This window comes from Rhodoferax lacus (genome assembly GCF_003415675.1).
Taxonomy (GTDB): domain Bacteria; phylum Pseudomonadota; class Gammaproteobacteria; order Burkholderiales; family Burkholderiaceae_C; genus Allorhodoferax; species Allorhodoferax lacus.
In genome coordinates this window covers 150773-168091 of record NZ_QFZK01000004.1, presented here as the reverse complement: position 1 = coordinate 168091, position 17319 = coordinate 150773, and the positions used below count along the sequence as shown (strand labels likewise).

Genomic DNA, 17319 nt, shown 5'->3' with positions numbered 1-17319 from the left:
AGCCATGACCGATTTTCTTCAACTGCTGTTCAGTGGCCTGGCCACGGGCGCAATTTATGGCCTGGCTGCGCTGGGCTTTACCTTGCTGTGGCAGGCCAGCGGCACCATCAACTTTGCCCAGGGCGAGTTTGTGATGCTGCCGGCCTTCATGATGCTGGCCTTCATGTCCTTCGGTGCGCCGCTGGTGGCCAGCTTTGTGCTGTCGGTGGGCCTGGCCGTGCTGGTGCTGGGCTGGCTGTTCAAGCGCGGGATTGTGGATCCGCTGTTCAAGTACGGCATGATGCCCATTGTGGTGGCCACCATTGGCCTGTCCATCTCCATGCGCAGTGTCATCCGCGCTGGCCATAGCGCCGAGGCTTCGCCCTTTCCCAGCCTGTTTGCGGACGAGCTCTACAACATCGCTGGAGTGACCATCACCCTGGCCGACATCGGCACCTTCGTTCTGGCCCTGGCCTTGGTGTTTGCCACGCAGGCCTTCATGACCAAGACCGTGACCGGCCGTGCCATGCAGGCCGTGGCGCAGAACACCGAGAGCGCCTCAGTGCTGGGCATCAACGTGCCGCGCATGATTTTTTACGCCTTTGCCATCAACGCGGTGCTGGCCGTGGCCGCGGCACTCCTGGTCACGCCCACCTACCTGGCCAAGTTCGACATGGGCGAGTCGCTGGGCAACAAGGCATTTTTCGCCGCCATCATCGGTGGCTTCAACAACTCGCGCGGCGCCCTGCTGGGCGGCTTGCTGGTGGGCGTGTGTGAGAACCTGGCTGCGGCCTACATCTCGCCCGCCTACAAGGATGCCGTCGCCCTGGTGATCTTCATGGTGGTGATTCTGTTCAAGCCGCAGGGGCTGCTGGGCAAAAAAGAAGAGCGCAAGGTCTGAGTCCGCAACCCCATACAGCTTGCACACACCATGAAAAAATTTACTCTCATTGCCTGGGCGATCGCCGCAGCCATTCTGCTGGCCGCGCCCCCATTCCTGAAAAACTACGGCATCTACCTGCTGAGCTACTGGATGGTGTTCATCATCGCCACCATGGGCCTGAACCTCACGGTGGGATACGCCGGACAAAAATCCCTGGGCCACGCTGCCTTCTTCGGTATCGGCGCCTATGTGGTGGCCCTGATGATGAAAGCGGGCCTGAGCTTCTGGCTCGGCCTGCCTGCAGCGGCCCTGATCTGCTTTGTGGTCGGCATCATCCTGGGCTTTCCGGCCCTGCGCGTGCAGACCATTTACCTGGCCTTTGCCACACTGGGCTTCAACACCGCCGTCTGGCTGGTGATGCGCAACGAAGAGTGGCTTACCGGCGGCACTTTTGGTATCAACGATATTGCGCGTCCCTCGCTGTTTGGCTTCTCGCTGGAATCCAACCTGGCCTACTACTACCTGGTGCTGGCGGCCACCGTGCTGATGGGCCTGTTGCTGCTGGGCCTGCTGCGCAGCCCGTGGGGCAAGGCCTTTACCGCCCTGCGCGACAACCCCATCCGTGCCGAGAGCCTGGGCATTGACACCCGCAGCTACACGCTGCTGAGCTTTGCCATTGGCGCGGCCTATGCCGGCATTGCCGGTGGCCTGCTGGCCTCGCTGGTGCAGTTCATCGAACCGGCCCCGTTCGCCGTGGGCTCCTCCATCATGATGTACCTGATGGTGGTGGTCGGCGGCCCCGGCTACTTCCTGGGCCCGGTGCTGGGTGCGGCGGTTGGCGTGCTTCTGCCCGAATGGCTGCGTTTTGCGCAGGCCTGGTACCTGTTTGTTTTCGGCAGCGCCGTGGTGCTGCTGATGATCTGGCTGCCCGACGGGCTGCTGAGTATTCCTGACCGCATACAGGCCCGCAGACTGGCCAAAGAGGCTTCTGCTGCGCGTGCCGCCTCCGCCAAAAACATGGGAGCCCGGGCATGACACATCCCCACCACCATGACCGCGCCTCGGGTGCGCCGGTCCTCAAGGTCAGTGGCCTGAAAAAATCCTACGGCGCCATCCAGGCTGTGGGCGGCGTGAGCTTTCACGTGCAGCCGGGCGAAATCTTCGGCGTGATTGGCCCCAACGGCTCGGGCAAGACCACCTTGTTCAACAGCATGCTGGGCCAGATCACACCGGATGCCGGCAAGATCGAACTCAATGGCGAAGACGTCACACAACTCGGCCCGCTGGAGCTCAACCGGCGCGGCGTGGGCCGCACCTTCCAGACCCTGCAGGTGTTTGGCAAGATGACGGTACGCGACAACCTGATCGTGGCCGCGCAGGAGCACCAGGGCACCATGTTCAGCCGCATGTTCGCACCCACCGACTCCGGCCTGGGCGAGAAGGCCGACGCCCTGATCGACCAGTTCCGCATCCGCCATGTGGCCGACAAGAAGGCCGGCGAGCTGAGCTATGGCCAGCAAAAGCTGGTGGACATTGCCATGGCCTTCATGAGCGAGCCCGACCTGGTGCTGCTCGACGAGCCCTGTGCCGGCGTCAACCCCAGCCTGGTGGGCGGCATCAGCACCCTGCTCAAGGAGCTCAACCGCAACCCCAAGTTCGGCAAGCACAGCTCCTTTGTGGTGATTGAACACAACATGGACTTCGTGATGGACCTGTGCCACCGCATCATGGTGATGGTGGAAGGACAGGTGATGGCCATCGGCACGCCTGAGGAAATCCGTGGAAACAAGCAGGTGCTCGACGCCTACCTGGGAAGCTGAAACATGAGCAACGATACCTGTATTGAATTTGTGGATGTGGTGGCGGGCTACAAGGATTTCATGATCCTCAACAACCTGTCATTCAAGGCCAAGAAGGGCACCATCACCCTGCTGCTCGGGCCCAATGGCGCTGGCAAGTCCACCGTGCTCAAGACCCTGTTCGGCCTGCTCAAACCCCGCCAGGGCCAGATCCTGCTGGACGGTGTGGAAGTGGGCGGCGCCACGCAAAAGCAACTGCTGGCCCAGGGCATTGCCTTTGTGCCGCAGGGGCGCAATCTGTTCGGCCAGCTCACCGTGTTTGAAAACCTGGAGCTCGGCGGCATCACACTTGGCATGAAGACCACGCACGAGCGCATCCCCGAAGTGCTGGAGTTTTTCCCGCGCGTGAAGGAACGCATGAACTCCACGGCGGCTGCCCTGTCGGGCGGTGAGCAAAAGCAGCTGGAGATTGGCCGGGCCCTGTTGCTGCGCCCCAAGGTGATCCTGATTGACGAGCCCTCCATCGGCCTGTCACCCATGGTGGTGGGCGACGTGTTCAAGCTGCTGCGCAAGCTGGCAGACCAGGGCACCACGGTGCTGATGGTGGAGCAGAACGTCAAGAGCGCGCTGAAGATTTCGGACGAAGCCATCGCCCTGGAGTCCGGCCGCCTGGTGCTGCAAAAACCCGCCTCCGAGCTGCTGGCCGACCCGCATATCGAACGCCTGTTCCTGGGCGGCGCCCACGCCGCAGCAGCCACCTCCGTCTAGACAGAGCCTCTGCACGGCGAAAGCCGTGCAGCCCGCTGCTTGCGCCGGGGTGCTTGCGACTATGCTCGGGGTTTGCAGCCCAATGGCTGCCAACCCCTGGAGCACAAGTGACCCTGGAACCCCTGATACAACTCACCCGCGGCGGCCTGCAGGAGTGCCTGCACCTGGGCGCCGTGGCCGTGGTCAATACACGCGGCAAGCTCACGGCCTGTGTGGGCGATGCGCACCTGCGCACCTTCAGCCGCTCCACCCTCAAGGCCTTGCAGGCGCTGCCCTTTGTCGAGGCCGGTGGCCATGTGCAGATGGACTTTACGCAGCCCGAAGTGGCCATGCTGTGCGCCAGCCACAACGGCGAGGACGCGCATGTAGCCGCTGCCGAATCCATGCTGGCCAAGGCCGGCCTGAACTACCGCACCTTGCGCTGCGGCTGCCATGTGCCGGGTCTGTTCACCCTGCTCGACCAAGCGCCGCCCGAGGGCCTACAGTTTGACGAACGCCACAACAACTGCAGCGGCAAGCACGCCGGTTTTCTGGCGCACTGCGTGCAACAGGGCTGGCCTACCGAGGACTACATTGCCGCAGAGCACCCGCTGCAGCAAGCCATTCGCCGCGATGTAGCGCGCGCCGTGGGCATGGACGCAGACGACCTCAAAATAGGCATCGACGGTTGCTCGGCCCCCAACTACGCCATGCCTTTGTCCAAGCTGGCCTATGGCTATGCGCGCCTGGCCAGCGGCGCCAAGGATGCCGAGTTTGGCCCGAGCTTTGCCACCTTGTCGCAGGCCATGACGGCGCAGCCCTTCATGGTCAGCGGCACCGGCCGCAACGACCTGGCCTTTACCCAGGCCGGGCGCGGCGACTGGGTCTGCAAAGTGGGCGCCGACGGCGTGCAGGTGATTGGCAGCAAGAGCCGCGGCGAGGCCCTGGCCATCAAGATCATCGACGGCAGCAAGCCCGCGCTGTTTGCCACCGCTGTGGAGGTGCTGGACCAATTGGGCTGGCTGGACGATGCGCAGCGCAAGCTGCTCGAGCCCTGGCGCGCCCGCACCCTGCGCAACGCGCGCGGCCTCAAGGTGGGCGAACGTCTGCCGCTTTTTAGAATGCAAATCCCATGAACACCCAGATCAGCCTGATAGGCGCCCCCACCGATATTGGCGCGGGCATGCGCGGCGCCAGCATGGGGCCAGAAGCCCTGCGCGTGGCCCACCTCACCCGCACCCTGGAGAGCCACGGCCTGCAGGTGCAGGACCGCGGCAACCTCACCGGCCCCAGCAACCCGTGGCTGCCGCCCGCCAATGGCTACCGGCATCTGGACGAGGTGGTGGCCTGGAACCAGTCGCTGCATGCGGCGGTGTATGCCGAGCTGCAACTCGGGCGCCTGCCCATGGTGCTGGGGGGCGACCACTGCCTGGGCATTGGCAGCATCAGCGCCGTGGCACGCCACTGCCGCGACACCGGCAAAAACCTGCGCGTGCTGTGGCTCGATGCCCATGCCGACTTCAACACCAACAGCCTCACACCCAGCGGCAACCTCCACGGCATGCCGGTGGCCTGCCTGTGTGGCTTCGGCCCCGAGGCGCTGATAGAAATCGGTGGCCAGGTGCCGGCCATCCACGCCAAGTGGGTGCGCCAAATCGGCATCCGCAGCGTGGACCAAGGCGAAAAGCGCTTTGTGCACGAGCAGGGCCTGGAGGTGTTTGACATGCGCTTTATTGACGAGATGGGCATGCGCGCCACCATGGAGCAGGCCTTAAGCGGCATGGACGACAACACCCACCTGCATGTGAGCTTTGACGTGGATTTTCTGGACCCGGCCATTGCCCCCGGCGTGGGCACCACCGTGCCCGGCGGCCCCACCTACCGCGAGGCGCAGCTGTGCATGGAGATGATTGCCGACACCGGCCGCATGGCCTCCATGGATGTGATGGAACTCAACCCCGCGCTGGATGAGCGCAACCGCACGGCCGAGGTGGCGGTGGATTTAATTGAGAGCCTGTTTGGCAAGAGCACACTGATGCGCAAGTAGCGGATACAGCGCATGGATGCGCCAACCCGCATGCCCGTGCGCCCTATCGACCCACCACGCCCACGGTGCTTGCGCCTTGCAACTTCACTATGTAATAGCTTGCAGCACCGGACTCGCCAACCATTTCACCCGCATCCACGATCAAATTGACATTGCTGAACGGTGTATTCATATTCGAGCAGTATTTCATGTAGGTCGAAGATGTCATAGTCGACGCATAGGCCTGGCTTGAACTCATCAGTGCCTGCATGAGCGTCATGGACAGGCTGGAATCAGCGCCGGCGCCGTACGGGTCAGTGCAGGAAAACACTGCCATGTATTTCTTGCTGCGGATTGAGGCCGCTTCCGACTCCCTTCTCCTGCGTGCTGCTTCCCGGTCTGAGGCTACCCTGCTGTCACGGACGGACACTGCGGTCAAGCCTTTTGTCTTTGCCTGCTCTTTGTCGCCCAGGTAAGACAACACATCGGCTACCGCAGCACCCGCCGCATATTTCTCCTGAGCCATTTGGGCTGCAACCTTTGTGTACTGCTCCTTGTCCACAAGGGCAAATTGGCGCAGACTCCTGATCTGGTCTGGCTTGCCATTGATAGCTGCGGAAAACACATAGTCCGCGTGGCTTTCATAGCCCCTGCTTTTTGCAAACACCTCGTACAGGCCGTCGACATCCATTGGCTTGAATGCATACGGTATGAATCCCTGGTCCCGCTCAAAGGCCTTTTGCACCTGTACAAGGTTCTTCGGGTAGTCCACCAAGACATCACATTTGTCGGTCTTTAAGGCCAGGTAAAAATCATTGATGTCCGCATAGGTCTTGTCAAAGGACGCCTTCTTGTCAACCATCTGGCGTTTCACACTTTCAAGGTACTTCAGGATGCTGGCCGGTGCCGCGCTCCTTATCTGGTACAGGTAACCCAGAACCGCCTCCGCATTGTTTCCCGAATACTTCAATGTGCATATGACTTGCGCATCCGAACTGGAATGGTTGCCCATGATGACCGCCGCGACCTTCTTTCGGGAGTCATTGCTTGCCAATGTGGACAACTCATCCTGGACCAGCTTGTGCTGATTCGCTGCTTCAAGCTGCAAAGACTGCTCCTGCGCAATCGACTTCACCAGATCAGAATACCTGTACTCATAGAACGGCACCCAAGGTGAGCGGCCGCTCTGGGCCTGTGCTTTGAGAAACTCTTCAACCTTGTAATCCGGCACGGCAACGACGGCATCGATGCCGTTGTCAAAATCCGCTTGCAGCGTGTTGACATGGGATCGCATGATTTCCCTCAACGAATACCGAGGATCGCTGGTGGTGTAGCTTCCGGACAGGCTTAGCGAACCGGTCCTCAGATACTGCTCATAGATATCCACAGATTTTTCAGTGTTCTCGGTATAGCGATTCAATATCTCAATTGGCGCCGGATCGGGGCGACTGGTAGCGGCCTGGCTGGCCCCCATGAACTTCAAATATCTGCCATAGCCTAGGCAATTGCGGTACTTTGACTGTCCTTCCTGCATATTGGCCAACACCGGCTCACGCGGATCCTTGGCACCTTTGGCCTTGTTCTTGTTCAAATAAAGGCGAAAGACCCCCAGCAATTGGGAAGCATACAAATCAGCGGAAAGTGACCTTGCGGCAGTGGCCGTCTCCAGGTACAGCGGACACAAGGCCCAGTCGACCTTCCTGGACACATCCAGAGTGTAGGAGCCATCCAGGTTGCGCAACATGGTTTCGCCATTGTCATTTGTGCCTGGGCGCGGAGTGTCTTTGCTTCTTGAAAGGAAGACAATGTTGGCAGGCTCCCTTGCCACTGCATTCGATGCCAGGTTCTGCGCAGCCGAGCCGGCGGGTACCTTCAGGCCACCGGCAGCTGCCAACTGGTACCATCTACCGGCCTGCTCCTGGCTCTTCGTGACACCGGTGCCTGATTCGTATATCTCCGCAAGTCGCATATAGCCATGGGGAAACCCTTTGGTGGCGGACTTCTGAAATAGTTCAGCAGCTTTGGCCGGGTCTTGCTTCAAGCCGCCTCTGCCATTCAGATAGTAGATTCCCAGGGCATATTGAGAGCGTTGGTTTCCAGCATCCGAAGATTTCCTGAACCACTCGGCTGCAGTGGCTTCATTGCCGGGGACTCCCTGCCCCTCTTGGTATTGCTGTGCGATGAAGAACTGTGCGTCAGCACTGCCCTGCGATGCGGCCTTCCGATACAACTCCATGGATTTCTGGTAATCCTTGCTGACGAAGTAAGCGTTCTGGTAGCACTGACCCAACAGCGTCTGTGCCTCGCGATTATTCCGTTCTGCCAGTGGAGTTAGAAGTGCCACCGCATCTGCATATTTCTTCTCATTGAACGCCTTCAGCGCCGCCTTGAGGGCCTCATCCTCCGTGCGTCTATCCGTCGAGGCCGAAATGCCCGTGACTGCCTGGGCTTGAAGCGAATCTTCTTTGCTGCCACCCTTCCTGACGAGCACTTCAATGGTTCCGCTGCCACTACATCCGGTGACGCTGGCAAGCCCCCTGAACTTGAACTTGCCCTCCCACTTGATTTCCTGCACACCCTCTCTTTTGGGTGTGAAAGATACCGACTCCTGAAATGCAGGCGATGAGAAGTCTTTCTCAATCACCTCTCCATCTGGCAATGTGATGTCAGCATTGCATTTTTGTATATTTTTCGGAGCGTCGACTTTGACTACTACGCTTGCTGGCTCTCCGACCTGCACATCCATTGAAAAGCTGGCTGTGCAGTACAAAAGAGAAATTGCGGTGGCCTGGATTATTTTCAGCTTCATGGTGGCTTTCTCTTGCACTGGATAGAGGGCATCTCCCGCGAACTCGCATCGCTTCCGTGCAAGAGCCCATAGGGGGCGCTGCTGCGCGTTCGCTCCATTGAAATTTAACATCCACCGCACCACCCTCAGGAACTCAAACTTTGACTTAGGTCAGAGAGTAGATGGGATAGGTAGCCGGCGCCGATTGCAAGAAGGGAATGCCAGCTATGCACGACCGAATTGGCGGTGGATTTAATTGAGCGCCTGTTTGGCAAGACCACGCTGATGCGCAAGCCGGGCCAGAGGCCGGGCCGGACGGATGCTGGCTTTTTCCAGCGCGACATGTATTCGTCTGGAATTGCCAATAACTGGCAATATCTGTCGCCCAAGTGACGCGTCCATAAATCAGATTTTCTTACTAACGTAACTATGTTTTAATTTTCATACATTCGTGGCACAGACCTCATGCGCGCAACCCCCATGTCAGCAGGACAGTGCCGATAATCAGAGGAGCTTCGTTGGTATGTCTGATATTTCAATCTCGCAACACCTGACTCCCACCCTGGTTGAACGCCTGGTGGAAGAGCGTGAAGAGCAACTGCTGGCTTTGGCCATTGGCATCTGCAGTGCGCTGACGCCCACACATGAACACCACGCCGACCAGGAGCTGCAAACGGCCTGGCGGCTCTCCCAGTTGCTGGAAGACCAATTGAGTTCCACCAAATACCGGGACTCCATTCGCTGCCTCATCAACCCGCACCCTCCTTCAAAAGCCTGACCAGCCGCGCCCCGGTTCCTTCAAGGGCTGCCTTGAAAGGGACCAAGGCCTTGGGAGGGCCTGGAACCAAACCTTCAGCGCAAAAAGCGTTGTGAGGCGCTGCCCGGCTCTGCCTGAAATACCGCAAAGGCCTGCACCAGTTCCTGCGACTGCGATTTGAGGCTGGCAGCGGCCGCTGCCATCTGCTCCACCAGGGCCGCATTTTGCTGGGTGGCCTGGTCCATCTCGGCCACGGCCGTGCCGACTTCGGCCACACCGTTGGCCTGCTCGGAACTGGCCGAGTTGATCTCGCCCATGATGTCGGTCACACGGCGGATGCTGTCCACCACTTCGGCCATGGTGGTGCCGGCCTGGCCCACCAGTGTGCTGCCCTGCTCCACCCGTTCCACGCTGGCGTTGATCAGGCTCTTGATTTCCTTGGCCGCCTCGGCACTGCGTCCGGCCAACGAACGCACCTCGCTGGCCACCACGGCAAAGCCGCGGCCCTGGTCACCGGCACGCGCGGCTTCCACGGCGGCGTTGAGCGCCAGGATGTTGGTCTGGAAGGCAATGCCGTCAATCACGCTGATGATGTCCGAGATGCGGCGCGAGCTCTCGTTGATGCCCTGCATGGTCTCCACCACCTGGGCCACCACGGCACCGCCCTGCACCGCCACCTTGCTGGCGTTCATGGCCAGCTGGTTGGCCTGCTGGGCGCTGTCGGCGCTCTGGCGCACGGTTTGTGTCAGGGACGACATGCTGCTGGAGGTGCGTTGCAGGTTGCCTGCTGTCTGCTCGGTGCGGTCGCTCAGGTCCTGGTTGCCGCTGGCAATTTCGGTGCAGGCCACATCCATGCCATGCGCGCCATTGCGCACGGCGGTGACGGCCTCATCCATGCGCACCAGGGTGCTCTGCAGCGCCTGGCCGCCGGGTGACTGCATCTGCATGGAACGCACATCGAGTGCAATGCCATCGGCCCGGTTGACGCTGGCCACCAGCCGCCCGAGTTCTTCGCCTTCCAGGGCGGAGCGGCGCATGCCCATGGCCAGCACCACCTCGACGCTGGCCTGGATCACCACAAATGTGGCGTGCAACACGATGCGCATGAAGTCCGCCTGCGTGGTGCAATAAAAGCCCAGGCCCGCGGCCTGCAGGCGGTCGAACAGCACGTGGTGCACGGCAATCAAGGCCGCGCCAAAGACAATGAGTTTCCAGTCCAGATAGACCAGCAAAAAGGCCAGCGCCACAAACACGCCAAAGTGGAATTCCAGCATGCCGCGCGCCAGCTGGATGTGCAATGCCACAAAAGACACCAGCACAAAAGTCAGCACATAGCGGCTGGGCTTGGAGCCCGGCCCGCTGCCGTATCCCACCGCTGCCAGCAGCAGCAGGGCCACCGTGGCGCCAATCGCCAGTCCCGATTCAACGAACTGCATGCCCAACGCGATGCTGGCCACTGCACTGATGCCTATGGCTACCAGCAAAACCTTGTCGCCCAAAAGGGCCCGGGCCGAGGGTGGAAGTTTTGCGCTCATGGTTTGTCTCTTGTTTGGAACCCGTTGAATACGGGTCAGCGCATCTTAGTCCCGGCGCCAAACGCCCAATGGTTCCGGACCAATATTTTTCTCAAGGCCTGGGAAAGCGTGCCCGGCGCTCCAGGTCATCCAGATCGATGTGGTTGCGCATGTACTGCTGGCTGGCGTCCACAAAGGGCTGGTGGTCCCAGGAGGTCAGGCGACCCTTGGTCAGCGCACTGTAGACCAGGCGGCGGCGGCGCTGGCTGCCCAGGACCTGCTGGTGCAGGCCCAGGAAGTCCCAGCGCGTGGTGGCCTCGGACCAGAAGGCCTGCAGCGTGCTGTGGTAGCTGGGGTCATTGGACAGGTTCTTCAGCTCTGCGGGATCGTCCTTCAGGTTGAAGAGCATGCAGATGTCGTCGTGCGAATAGATGAACTTCCAGGGGCCGCGGCGGATCATCACCAATGGCGTCTTGCTGCCCTCGGCCATGTATTCGCCAAACACTTCGTCATGGCCGTTGCGGCCTTGCAGGTGCGTCACCAGCGAGCGGCCGTCCAGCGCCAGCAGCGGGTCGGTCTGGCTGCCGGCCATTTCCACAAAGGTGGGCAGCAGGTCGATGGTGGAGACGCTGTTGGCAATGCGTCCGGCCTTGTAGCGCGCCGGGGCGTGGACGATCATGGGCACGCGGGCCGACATCTCGAACCAGTTCATCTTGTACCAAAGGCCGCGCTCGCCCAGCATGTCACCGTGGTCGCCGGAGAAGACGATGATGGTGTCCTCCGACAGGCCGCAGTCCTTCAGGGTCTTGAGCAGCTCGCCGATCTTGGCATCCACATAGCTGCAGGAGCCAAAGTAGGCGCGCCGCGCTCGGCGTATGGCCTCCTCGCTCATGGGTTTGTCCCACAGGTCTATGACCTTCAGGATGCGCTGCGAATGCGGGTCCTGGTCTTCCTGCGCGAAGGTGTGCGCGGGCATGGGAATGTCTTCGTCGCGGTACAGGTCGTAGTACTCGGCCGGGATGGTGTACGGGTCGTGCGGGTGCGTCATGGACACCGTCAGGCAGAAGGGCTGCCCGGGGTTGTTGCGCACATGGTCGTACAGGTACTGGCGCGCCTTGAAGACGGTCTCTTCGTCGTGGTCAAGCTGGTTGGTGCGCACGCTGGGGCCGGCCTGCAGCACGGACGACATGTTGTGGTACCAGCTGGGGCGCTTTTCCAGTTCGTCCCAGTTCACCGCCCAGCCGTAGTCTGCGGGATAGATGTCGGCCGTGAGCCGGTCTTCATAGCCATGCAACTGGTCGGGGCCGCAAAAATGCATCTTGCCGGAGAGTGCCGTGCGGTAACCCAGGTTGCGCAGGTAGTGGGCGTAGGTGGGAATGTCGGCGGGGAATTCGGCGGCATTGTCGTAGGCGCCGATCTGCGAGGGCAGCTGGCCGCTGACCAGGCTGAAACGCGAGGGCGCGCACAAGGGGCTGGGGCAGTAAGCTGACTCGAACACCACGCCCTCGGCCGCGAGCTTGCTCAAATGGGGCATCTGCACCACCGACTGGGGGTTGTACATGGGCAGCATGGGCGCGGCCATCTGGTCGGCCATGATGAACAGGATGTTCGGACGGGTGTTCGTGGAATCAGCTGCCATGGGTGCGGAACTTTCTGTTGGATATCAAAGGAACTAAGCAAGGGCAAATGGTAGCGCCACAGGCAGGCGCAACTCTTGTCTGCACGCGACCTGCTGCCCTGCATGCGCGCAGCAGCGGCGTGCGTTCAGTCGAGCATGCCGTCCAGGCCGTGCGCGAGTTCGTGCAGGGAGGGCATGGGGGGCATGGCCTTCAGGCCAGCGGCGGCGGGTTCTGGCAACACCCATCCGGAAGAAATCCCCAGCCGCGCAGCCACGGCGTGGGGGTAGTGCGCGCCGATGTCCTGCGGGGGGCTGTCCAGCAGGGTGTTGCGCGCATGCCAGGCGGCCAGGTGCACCACCGCTGCTGCTTCGGAGAAATGCGGCCCTGCCAATGGCTCGGCAATCTGCGCCATAGGCTCCACCAGCGTGGACGGAAAATTCCACAGGCGTGCCAGGGCGGCAGAAACGTCCAGAAAATGGAAGCCCAAAGCGGCCTTCTCAAACGCCAGGCGGTCGGCATGCAGCACGGGCAGCTGCAAGTCCAGCGCCTGCATGGCCACAGGCGCGGCACTGTGCATATGCAGTTGTCCGATGCCATGCAGCAGGCCCAGCGTGAAGGCCAGTTCGCCGTGGACGTCGCTGTGCTCTGCCAGCCAGCGGGCAGCGCATGCGGTGTAGAGGCTGTGCGTCCAGAACGGCCGCAACGCCATGCCCGGGGTATTGGCAAAGGTGCCGACGATGCCCCCCGTGACAACCAGCTGCCGCACCATGGCCATGCCCATCACGCGAATGGCGTCGTCCACGCTTTCAACCGACCGGCTGAGCTGGAAGTAGGACGAGTTGGCCAGGCGCAAGAGCTTGGCGCTGAGCACCGGGTCGGCCTCAATCAGGTCCGCTATCTCCCCCACACGCACATCTTCCGATCCGAAGCTGGCAAGCACCCGTTGCGCCACCTGCGCAATGGTGGGCAGCTTGCTGTGGTGCTCCATCAGGCTCTTGAGATCCATTCAGGTATTCCGTTGATGGCTTGGTTGGCTAGGCAGCTACAGTCTGCCCGGCATGCGAGACCGGTAGCGTAATGTGAACGCGCGTGCCCTGGCCCAGGGTGCTGTGCAATTCCACACTGCCAGCGTGGCGCCTCACAATGTCCCAGGACACGGACAGGCCCAGGCCGGTTCCCTGCCCCACCGGCTTGGTGGTGTAGAAGGGCTCGAACACGTGCTTTTGTGTTTCTTCGGACATGCCTACGCCCGTGTCACTGATCTCTATCCAGACCGCGTCCGCTGTGCCGCCGGTGCGCAGGGTAATCGTGCCCGTGTCTTCGATGGCCTGGGCCGCATTGAGCAACAGGTTCACAAAGACCTGGGCGAGCTGGCTTGCAATGCAATCCACCAGGGGCAAGAGCGCAAATTCCTTGACAACCGTGGCCTTGTGCCGGATCTTGTTGCCCACCACATTGAGCGCGCTCTCCAGCGTGCTGTTGATGTCGGCGGCAGCCCAGCCGCCATCACCCGCATGGCTGAAATCACGCAGGTCGTTGACGATGCGCTTCACCCGGGCCAGCCCTTCCCGGCATTCCCTGAGCAAGTCCGGCGCATCTTCCCGTATATAGGCCAGCTCCGCGTAAGCAGGCAGCGCCTCGAGCCTGGCCAGTAGCGCGGCGGGCAGGCTGCTGCGTGCCTCGGCATAGACCGCCAGCAGCGCCAGCAGGTGGTCCAGATAGCCCGACAGGGTGCCCAGGTTGGAATTGACAAAGCCAATCGGATTGTTGATTTCATGCGCCACGCCCGCTGCAAGTTGCCCCACGGCCGCCATCTTTTCGGATTGCAGCAACTGGGCCTGGGTCTGCTTCAGGCGGGCGATGGAATCCACCAGGGCCTGCCGCTCTTCTTGCAGGGCGCTGTTGGCGTCCGCCAACTCATGGGTGCGTTCGCTCACCCTGGCCTCCAGCAGGGTGTTGGCAGACTCCAGCTCGCGCTTGGCGTCGCGCACCTGTGCGTTGGCCTCTGTCAGCGTGCGGTTGCGCGCGGTCAGCAGCGAAAACAGGTCCACCAGCGCGGCGTTGTAGACCGCTTGCGGCGCGCCTTGGGTGGTATCGAGGGATGCAAACGCCTGCGACGCAGTCTCGCCCGCACGAATGGCCAGCACCTGCCGGGCCATGTGCTTGTCTTCGGACAGGATGTGAAAGGTCAGCCAGCTGGTGAGGAAGTGCAGCAAATCGTTGCCGCTGAGTGACTCGCCCTTTTCATACTGCGCGCGCATCTGGACCACTTCCTGGACGAAGGCCTGGTGGGTTTTCAAATGCTGCTCGAAATACACCGGCAACACGTGCGCGGCCTGCATCAGCTCCTCCTCGAAGGTGAAGTGGCTCTGCGCATACTTCACCAGCTTGTCCAGCAGCGGCCCCACCGCGTGCTGCGCCTCTTCGCCGCCACTGGCCAGGTGGGGCGCTGCTGCGTTGATCATCCCCACCAGCGCCTTGTGCTGGGCATCGACGGCGTCAATACCCGAGACAAAGTGTTCACTCCAGGCCATCAGGTTCATGCCACAGTCTCCGGGCTCAGGGGTGATTCAACTGGCAGGGTCACGCGGAAGGTGCTGCCGGCACCGGGGGCCGACTTCACGGTGATGGTGCCACCGTGTCTTTGCACAATGCCAAACGAGATGGACAGGCCCAGGCCCGTGCCCTGGCCGACGGGCTTGCTGGTGTAGAAGGGCTCGAATATGCGCGACTGCTTGTCAGCCGCAATGCCGCATCCGGTGTCCTGCACCTCAAACCAGACCGTGTCGCCCTCCACGCCGGTACGCAGGGTGATGGTTCCATGCTCAGGGATGGCCTGCTCGGCGTTGGTCAGCAGGTTCATGACCACCTGGTTGATCTGGGAAGCGACGCAGTGCACCGGGGGCAAGCGAACATATTCACGCACTACATTGACCTTGTACTTCAGCTGGTTCCAGACCACATTGACGGTACTCTCGATGCCGGACTGCAGGTCGGCGTACTCGGCCTCTACATCGCCCTTGCGCGAGAAGTTCTTCAGGTCCAGCACGATCTGGCTGACCCGCTGCACACCCTGTACTGATTCATCAATCAATTTCCGGATGTCGTCCACCATGAAAGCGTAGTCCATGTCCTCCTTGCTGCGGGCCATCGCCTGCAGTGCGTGTGCAAGGGCATCGCCTTGTAGCTGGTCCACGGCTTCATAGCCCCGGACAATCTGCAGCAGGTTGTCCACATAGCCTGCCAGTGAACCCAGGTTGGACTTCACATAGCCGATGGGGTTGTTGATTTCATGCGCCACCCCGCTGGCCAATTGGCCGATGGATGCCATCTTCTCGGACTGCAGCAGTTGCAGCTGCATATCGGACAGGCGCCGGTTGGCCTCCACCAACTCATCGACACGGTGCTTGAGCGAGGTCTCGAGTCGGCCGCGCCGGGCAATGCGCCACAGGTCGTTGCCCAGCAACTGCAGGGTTTCGGTGTCAAAGTCCAGGTAGTCGGACTCCTTGTTTCCCACGCCCAGCAGCATGCGCACCTGGCCGCCCTCAATCACCGGAACCGAGATCAGCCGCTGCATGGGGACATGCCCTTGGGGCAGGCCTTTCCTGGCCGCATAGCCCGCGTAGTCGTTGAATACCACCGGCGCACGCTGGCGCATGCAGTCGGCCCAGATGCCGGCCTGGCTCAGCGGGTAGTGGGCGTCATAGGCTGCCGTGCAGCCCTTGAGTGCACCGGCCGTCCAGGCCACCATTTCCAGCGTCTCCTGGTCTTCGTTGACGAAATGCAGAAAGCCGATCTTGCTCTGCGTGAGCTTCTCGGCAAGCTCCAGCCCTGCGCTCAGGAATGCGTTTTCCGGAAGTTCACCGGCCAGCTCATGGATTTTCAGCAGCGCTGCGGAACGCTCCTTGGCCAGGTAGCGGTCGGTGATATCCAGGCTCAGGCCGCCCAGGAATTTTTCACCCGCGCCGTCATCAATCACGAACAGGCTGGTCTCGTTGTGGCGTCCGTTAAAGGTTTCCGGATAGACACGGTGTGCGCCGGCCTCCAGCACTTCGCGGTCCAGCAAGGTGACGAAATCCGCGAAATCGGGCGGGAATATGTCGTGCGCGGTTTTGCCGATCAGCGCTTGCGGCGGGGTTTGCAGCAAGGCCCCGAGTTGCTGGTTGGCCATCACCAGACGCAGGCTGCTGTCCTTGACAAAGGCGGTGCCGGGCAGCTGGTCGATAAAGCGCTGCATCAGCGACTGCGCCTGGTGCACCTGTGCCTCCAGGATGCGCCGCGCGGTCACATCGTGGATGGCAGACACCAGGTAGGTCTGGCCATTGAAGTCCATGGGGCTGGTAAACACCTCGACGTTGCGTACCTCGCCATGGGCCAGCCGCTGCCTGAAATCCTGGAAGGTGCGCCCGGATGCCAAGGACCGCGCCATCTCTTCGCGGATTTCCTGCGGGCTCTGGATGTTGATGTCGTGCAGGTACCGGGTGGTGATGGCAGCGTGATCCCAGCCATAAAAATCCATGGCGCGGACATTGGCGTCCACGATGCGGCCGTCCGCAGGGTCCACCACCAGCATCGGCAGAGGGCTGCTGGCAAACAGGGCGTTGTAGCGCTCCTCGCTTTCCTGTGCAGCCAGCTCGCCCTGCGCACGCCGTTCGCCGCGCTCCATCGCCTCTATCGCTGTGCTGATGTTGGACGCAAGCTGCAACAGCAGGTGCTGCACACGCTTGCCAAAGGCACCTGGCTCGCAATCAAACAGAGACAGCACACCGCACGCTTTGCCATCGACATGCAGTGGAATGGCAGCTGCTGCATGCCAGCCCTGGGTTTGGGCCCGTTCGCGCACAGGGTTCAGCAGGGGCTCGGTGGCCACGTCGTTGGACCAGAGGGCCCGGTTGCGGGCCAGGGCGGCACTGGCCAGGTCGTGCTCGGCCGGGGAGCCGGCAGCATTGGGCGCGCGGATCCAGTCGAGCAGGCTCCAGCCTTCCCCGCTTTGAGCCTGCGGCCACAGCCGTTGGTCACTGGCGTCCAGCATGCCAATCCAGGCCATTTGCATGCCGCCATCCCGCACCAGGTGTTGGCAGACGGCATCAAACAGGGCGGCCCTGCCCGTGCTGCGGATGATGACGTGGTCACAGGCCAGGAGCGCAGCGTACAGCCGCTCGGGAATGGGTGCCGGGTCCTGTGTATGCATGGTGGTGCGGCCGGGT

The 17319-nt window shown here is 61.6% G+C and carries 13 protein-coding genes; 7 read left to right on the top strand and 6 right to left on the bottom strand.

Annotation, left to right across the window (positions count from 1 at the left end):
• The first annotated feature begins 4 nt into the window (after window positions 1–4).
• The 6 genes from DIC66_RS08850 to rocF all read left to right on the top strand — a co-directional run bounded on the left by DIC66_RS08850 (window position 5) and on the right by rocF (window position 5455).
• Window positions 5–880 (top strand): branched-chain amino acid ABC transporter permease, encoded by an 876-nt coding sequence (locus tag DIC66_RS08850; protein ID WP_117176220.1) that lies wholly within the window; start codon window positions 5–7, stop codon window positions 878–880.
• Between the two features lie 30 nt (window positions 881–910).
• Entirely contained in the window at window positions 911–1897 is a 987-nt protein-coding gene (locus DIC66_RS08845; protein WP_117176218.1) for a branched-chain amino acid ABC transporter permease, read from the top strand.
• A complete protein-coding gene (locus DIC66_RS08840; protein WP_117176216.1) occupies window positions 1894–2682 on the top strand; it encodes an ABC transporter ATP-binding protein in 789 nt (262 codons plus the stop codon). The genes DIC66_RS08845 and DIC66_RS08840 overlap by 4 nt, the downstream gene beginning before the upstream one ends.
• Window positions 2683–2685: 3 nt before the next feature.
• Window positions 2686–3429, top strand: a complete 744-nt coding sequence (locus DIC66_RS08835) for an ABC transporter ATP-binding protein (protein ID WP_117176214.1) — start codon at window positions 2686–2688, stop codon at window positions 3427–3429.
• 107 nt (window positions 3430–3536) lie between these two features.
• The gene (locus tag DIC66_RS08830; protein WP_117176212.1) at window positions 3537–4544 is read left to right on the top strand and encodes an asparaginase; all 1008 of its coding nucleotides are present in this window, start codon (window positions 3537–3539) and stop codon (window positions 4542–4544) included.
• The gene (gene rocF / locus DIC66_RS08825; RefSeq protein WP_117176210.1) at window positions 4541–5455 is read left to right on the top strand and encodes an arginase; all 915 of its coding nucleotides are present in this window, start codon (window positions 4541–4543) and stop codon (window positions 5453–5455) included. The genes DIC66_RS08830 and rocF overlap by 4 nt, the downstream gene beginning before the upstream one ends.
• Window positions 5456–5498: 43 nt before the next feature.
• Here the strand turns inward: rocF and DIC66_RS08820 are convergent, their stop codons facing one another.
• On the bottom strand, window positions 5499–8243 hold the full coding sequence (locus DIC66_RS08820) for a tetratricopeptide repeat protein (RefSeq protein WP_158558880.1): 2745 nt from the start codon (window positions 8241–8243) through the stop codon (window positions 5499–5501).
• 502 nt (window positions 8244–8745) lie between these two features.
• Here DIC66_RS08820 and DIC66_RS08815 point away from each other — a divergent pair.
• Window positions 8746–9000, top strand: coding sequence for a hypothetical protein (locus tag DIC66_RS08815; RefSeq protein ID WP_117176206.1), 255 nt, complete (start codon window positions 8746–8748; stop codon window positions 8998–9000).
• Window positions 9001–9074: 74 nt separating this feature from the next.
• Here the strand turns inward: DIC66_RS08815 and DIC66_RS23605 are convergent, their stop codons facing one another.
• The 5 genes from DIC66_RS23605 to DIC66_RS23600 all read right to left on the bottom strand — a co-directional run bounded on the left by DIC66_RS23605 (window position 9075) and on the right by DIC66_RS23600 (window position 17303).
• The gene (locus tag DIC66_RS23605; RefSeq protein ID WP_117176204.1) at window positions 9075–10514 is read right to left on the bottom strand and encodes a methyl-accepting chemotaxis protein; all 1440 of its coding nucleotides are present in this window, start codon (window positions 10512–10514) and stop codon (window positions 9075–9077) included.
• A 91-nt stretch (window positions 10515–10605) separates the two neighbouring features.
• The gene (gene betC, locus DIC66_RS08805) at window positions 10606–12132 is read right to left on the bottom strand and encodes a choline-sulfatase (RefSeq protein WP_117176202.1); all 1527 of its coding nucleotides are present in this window, start codon (window positions 12130–12132) and stop codon (window positions 10606–10608) included.
• Between the two features lie 125 nt (window positions 12133–12257).
• Window positions 12258–13118 (bottom strand): HDOD domain-containing protein, encoded by an 861-nt coding sequence (locus DIC66_RS08800; RefSeq protein WP_117176200.1) that lies wholly within the window; start codon window positions 13116–13118, stop codon window positions 12258–12260.
• Window positions 13119–13146: 28 nt separating this feature from the next.
• Entirely contained in the window at window positions 13147–14655 is a 1509-nt protein-coding gene (locus tag DIC66_RS08795; protein ID WP_117176198.1) for a bacteriohemerythrin, read from the bottom strand.
• On the bottom strand, window positions 14652–17303 hold the full coding sequence (locus DIC66_RS23600; RefSeq protein ID WP_158558879.1) for a GAF domain-containing protein: 2652 nt from the start codon (window positions 17301–17303) through the stop codon (window positions 14652–14654). Before DIC66_RS23600 ends, DIC66_RS08795 begins: the two co-directional genes overlap by 4 nt.
• Between the last annotated feature and the right edge of the window lie 16 nt (window positions 17304–17319).

What these genes read in the sequence shown, in the direction of transcription:
- DIC66_RS08835 (WP_117176214.1), top strand. Translation starts at nt 2,686, where the DNA reads ATGAGCAACGATACCTGTATTGAATTTGTGGATGTGGTGGCGGGCTAC.
- DIC66_RS08850 (WP_117176220.1), top strand. Translation starts at nt 5, where the DNA reads ATGACCGATTTTCTTCAACTGCTGTTCAGTGGCCTGGCCACGGGCGCA.
- DIC66_RS08795 (WP_117176198.1), bottom strand. Translation starts at nt 14,655, where the DNA reads ATGAACCTGATGGCCTGGAGTGAACACTTTGTCTCGGGTATTGACGCC.
- DIC66_RS23605 (WP_117176204.1), bottom strand. Translation starts at nt 10,514, where the DNA reads ATGAGCGCAAAACTTCCACCCTCGGCCCGGGCCCTTTTGGGCGACAAG.
- DIC66_RS23600 (WP_158558879.1), bottom strand. Translation starts at nt 17,303, where the DNA reads ATGCATACACAGGACCCGGCACCCATTCCCGAGCGGCTGTACGCTGCG.
- DIC66_RS08815 (WP_117176206.1), top strand. Translation starts at nt 8,746, where the DNA reads ATGTCTGATATTTCAATCTCGCAACACCTGACTCCCACCCTGGTTGAA.
- DIC66_RS08800 (WP_117176200.1), bottom strand. Translation starts at nt 13,118, where the DNA reads ATGGATCTCAAGAGCCTGATGGAGCACCACAGCAAGCTGCCCACCATT.
- DIC66_RS08820 (WP_158558880.1), bottom strand. Translation starts at nt 8,243, where the DNA reads ATGAAGCTGAAAATAATCCAGGCCACCGCAATTTCTCTTTTGTACTGC.
- DIC66_RS08840 (WP_117176216.1), top strand. Translation starts at nt 1,894, where the DNA reads ATGACACATCCCCACCACCATGACCGCGCCTCGGGTGCGCCGGTCCTC.
- rocF (WP_117176210.1), top strand. Translation starts at nt 4,541, where the DNA reads ATGAACACCCAGATCAGCCTGATAGGCGCCCCCACCGATATTGGCGCG.
- DIC66_RS08845 (WP_117176218.1), top strand. Translation starts at nt 911, where the DNA reads ATGAAAAAATTTACTCTCATTGCCTGGGCGATCGCCGCAGCCATTCTG.
- betC (WP_117176202.1), bottom strand. Translation starts at nt 12,132, where the DNA reads ATGGCAGCTGATTCCACGAACACCCGTCCGAACATCCTGTTCATCATG.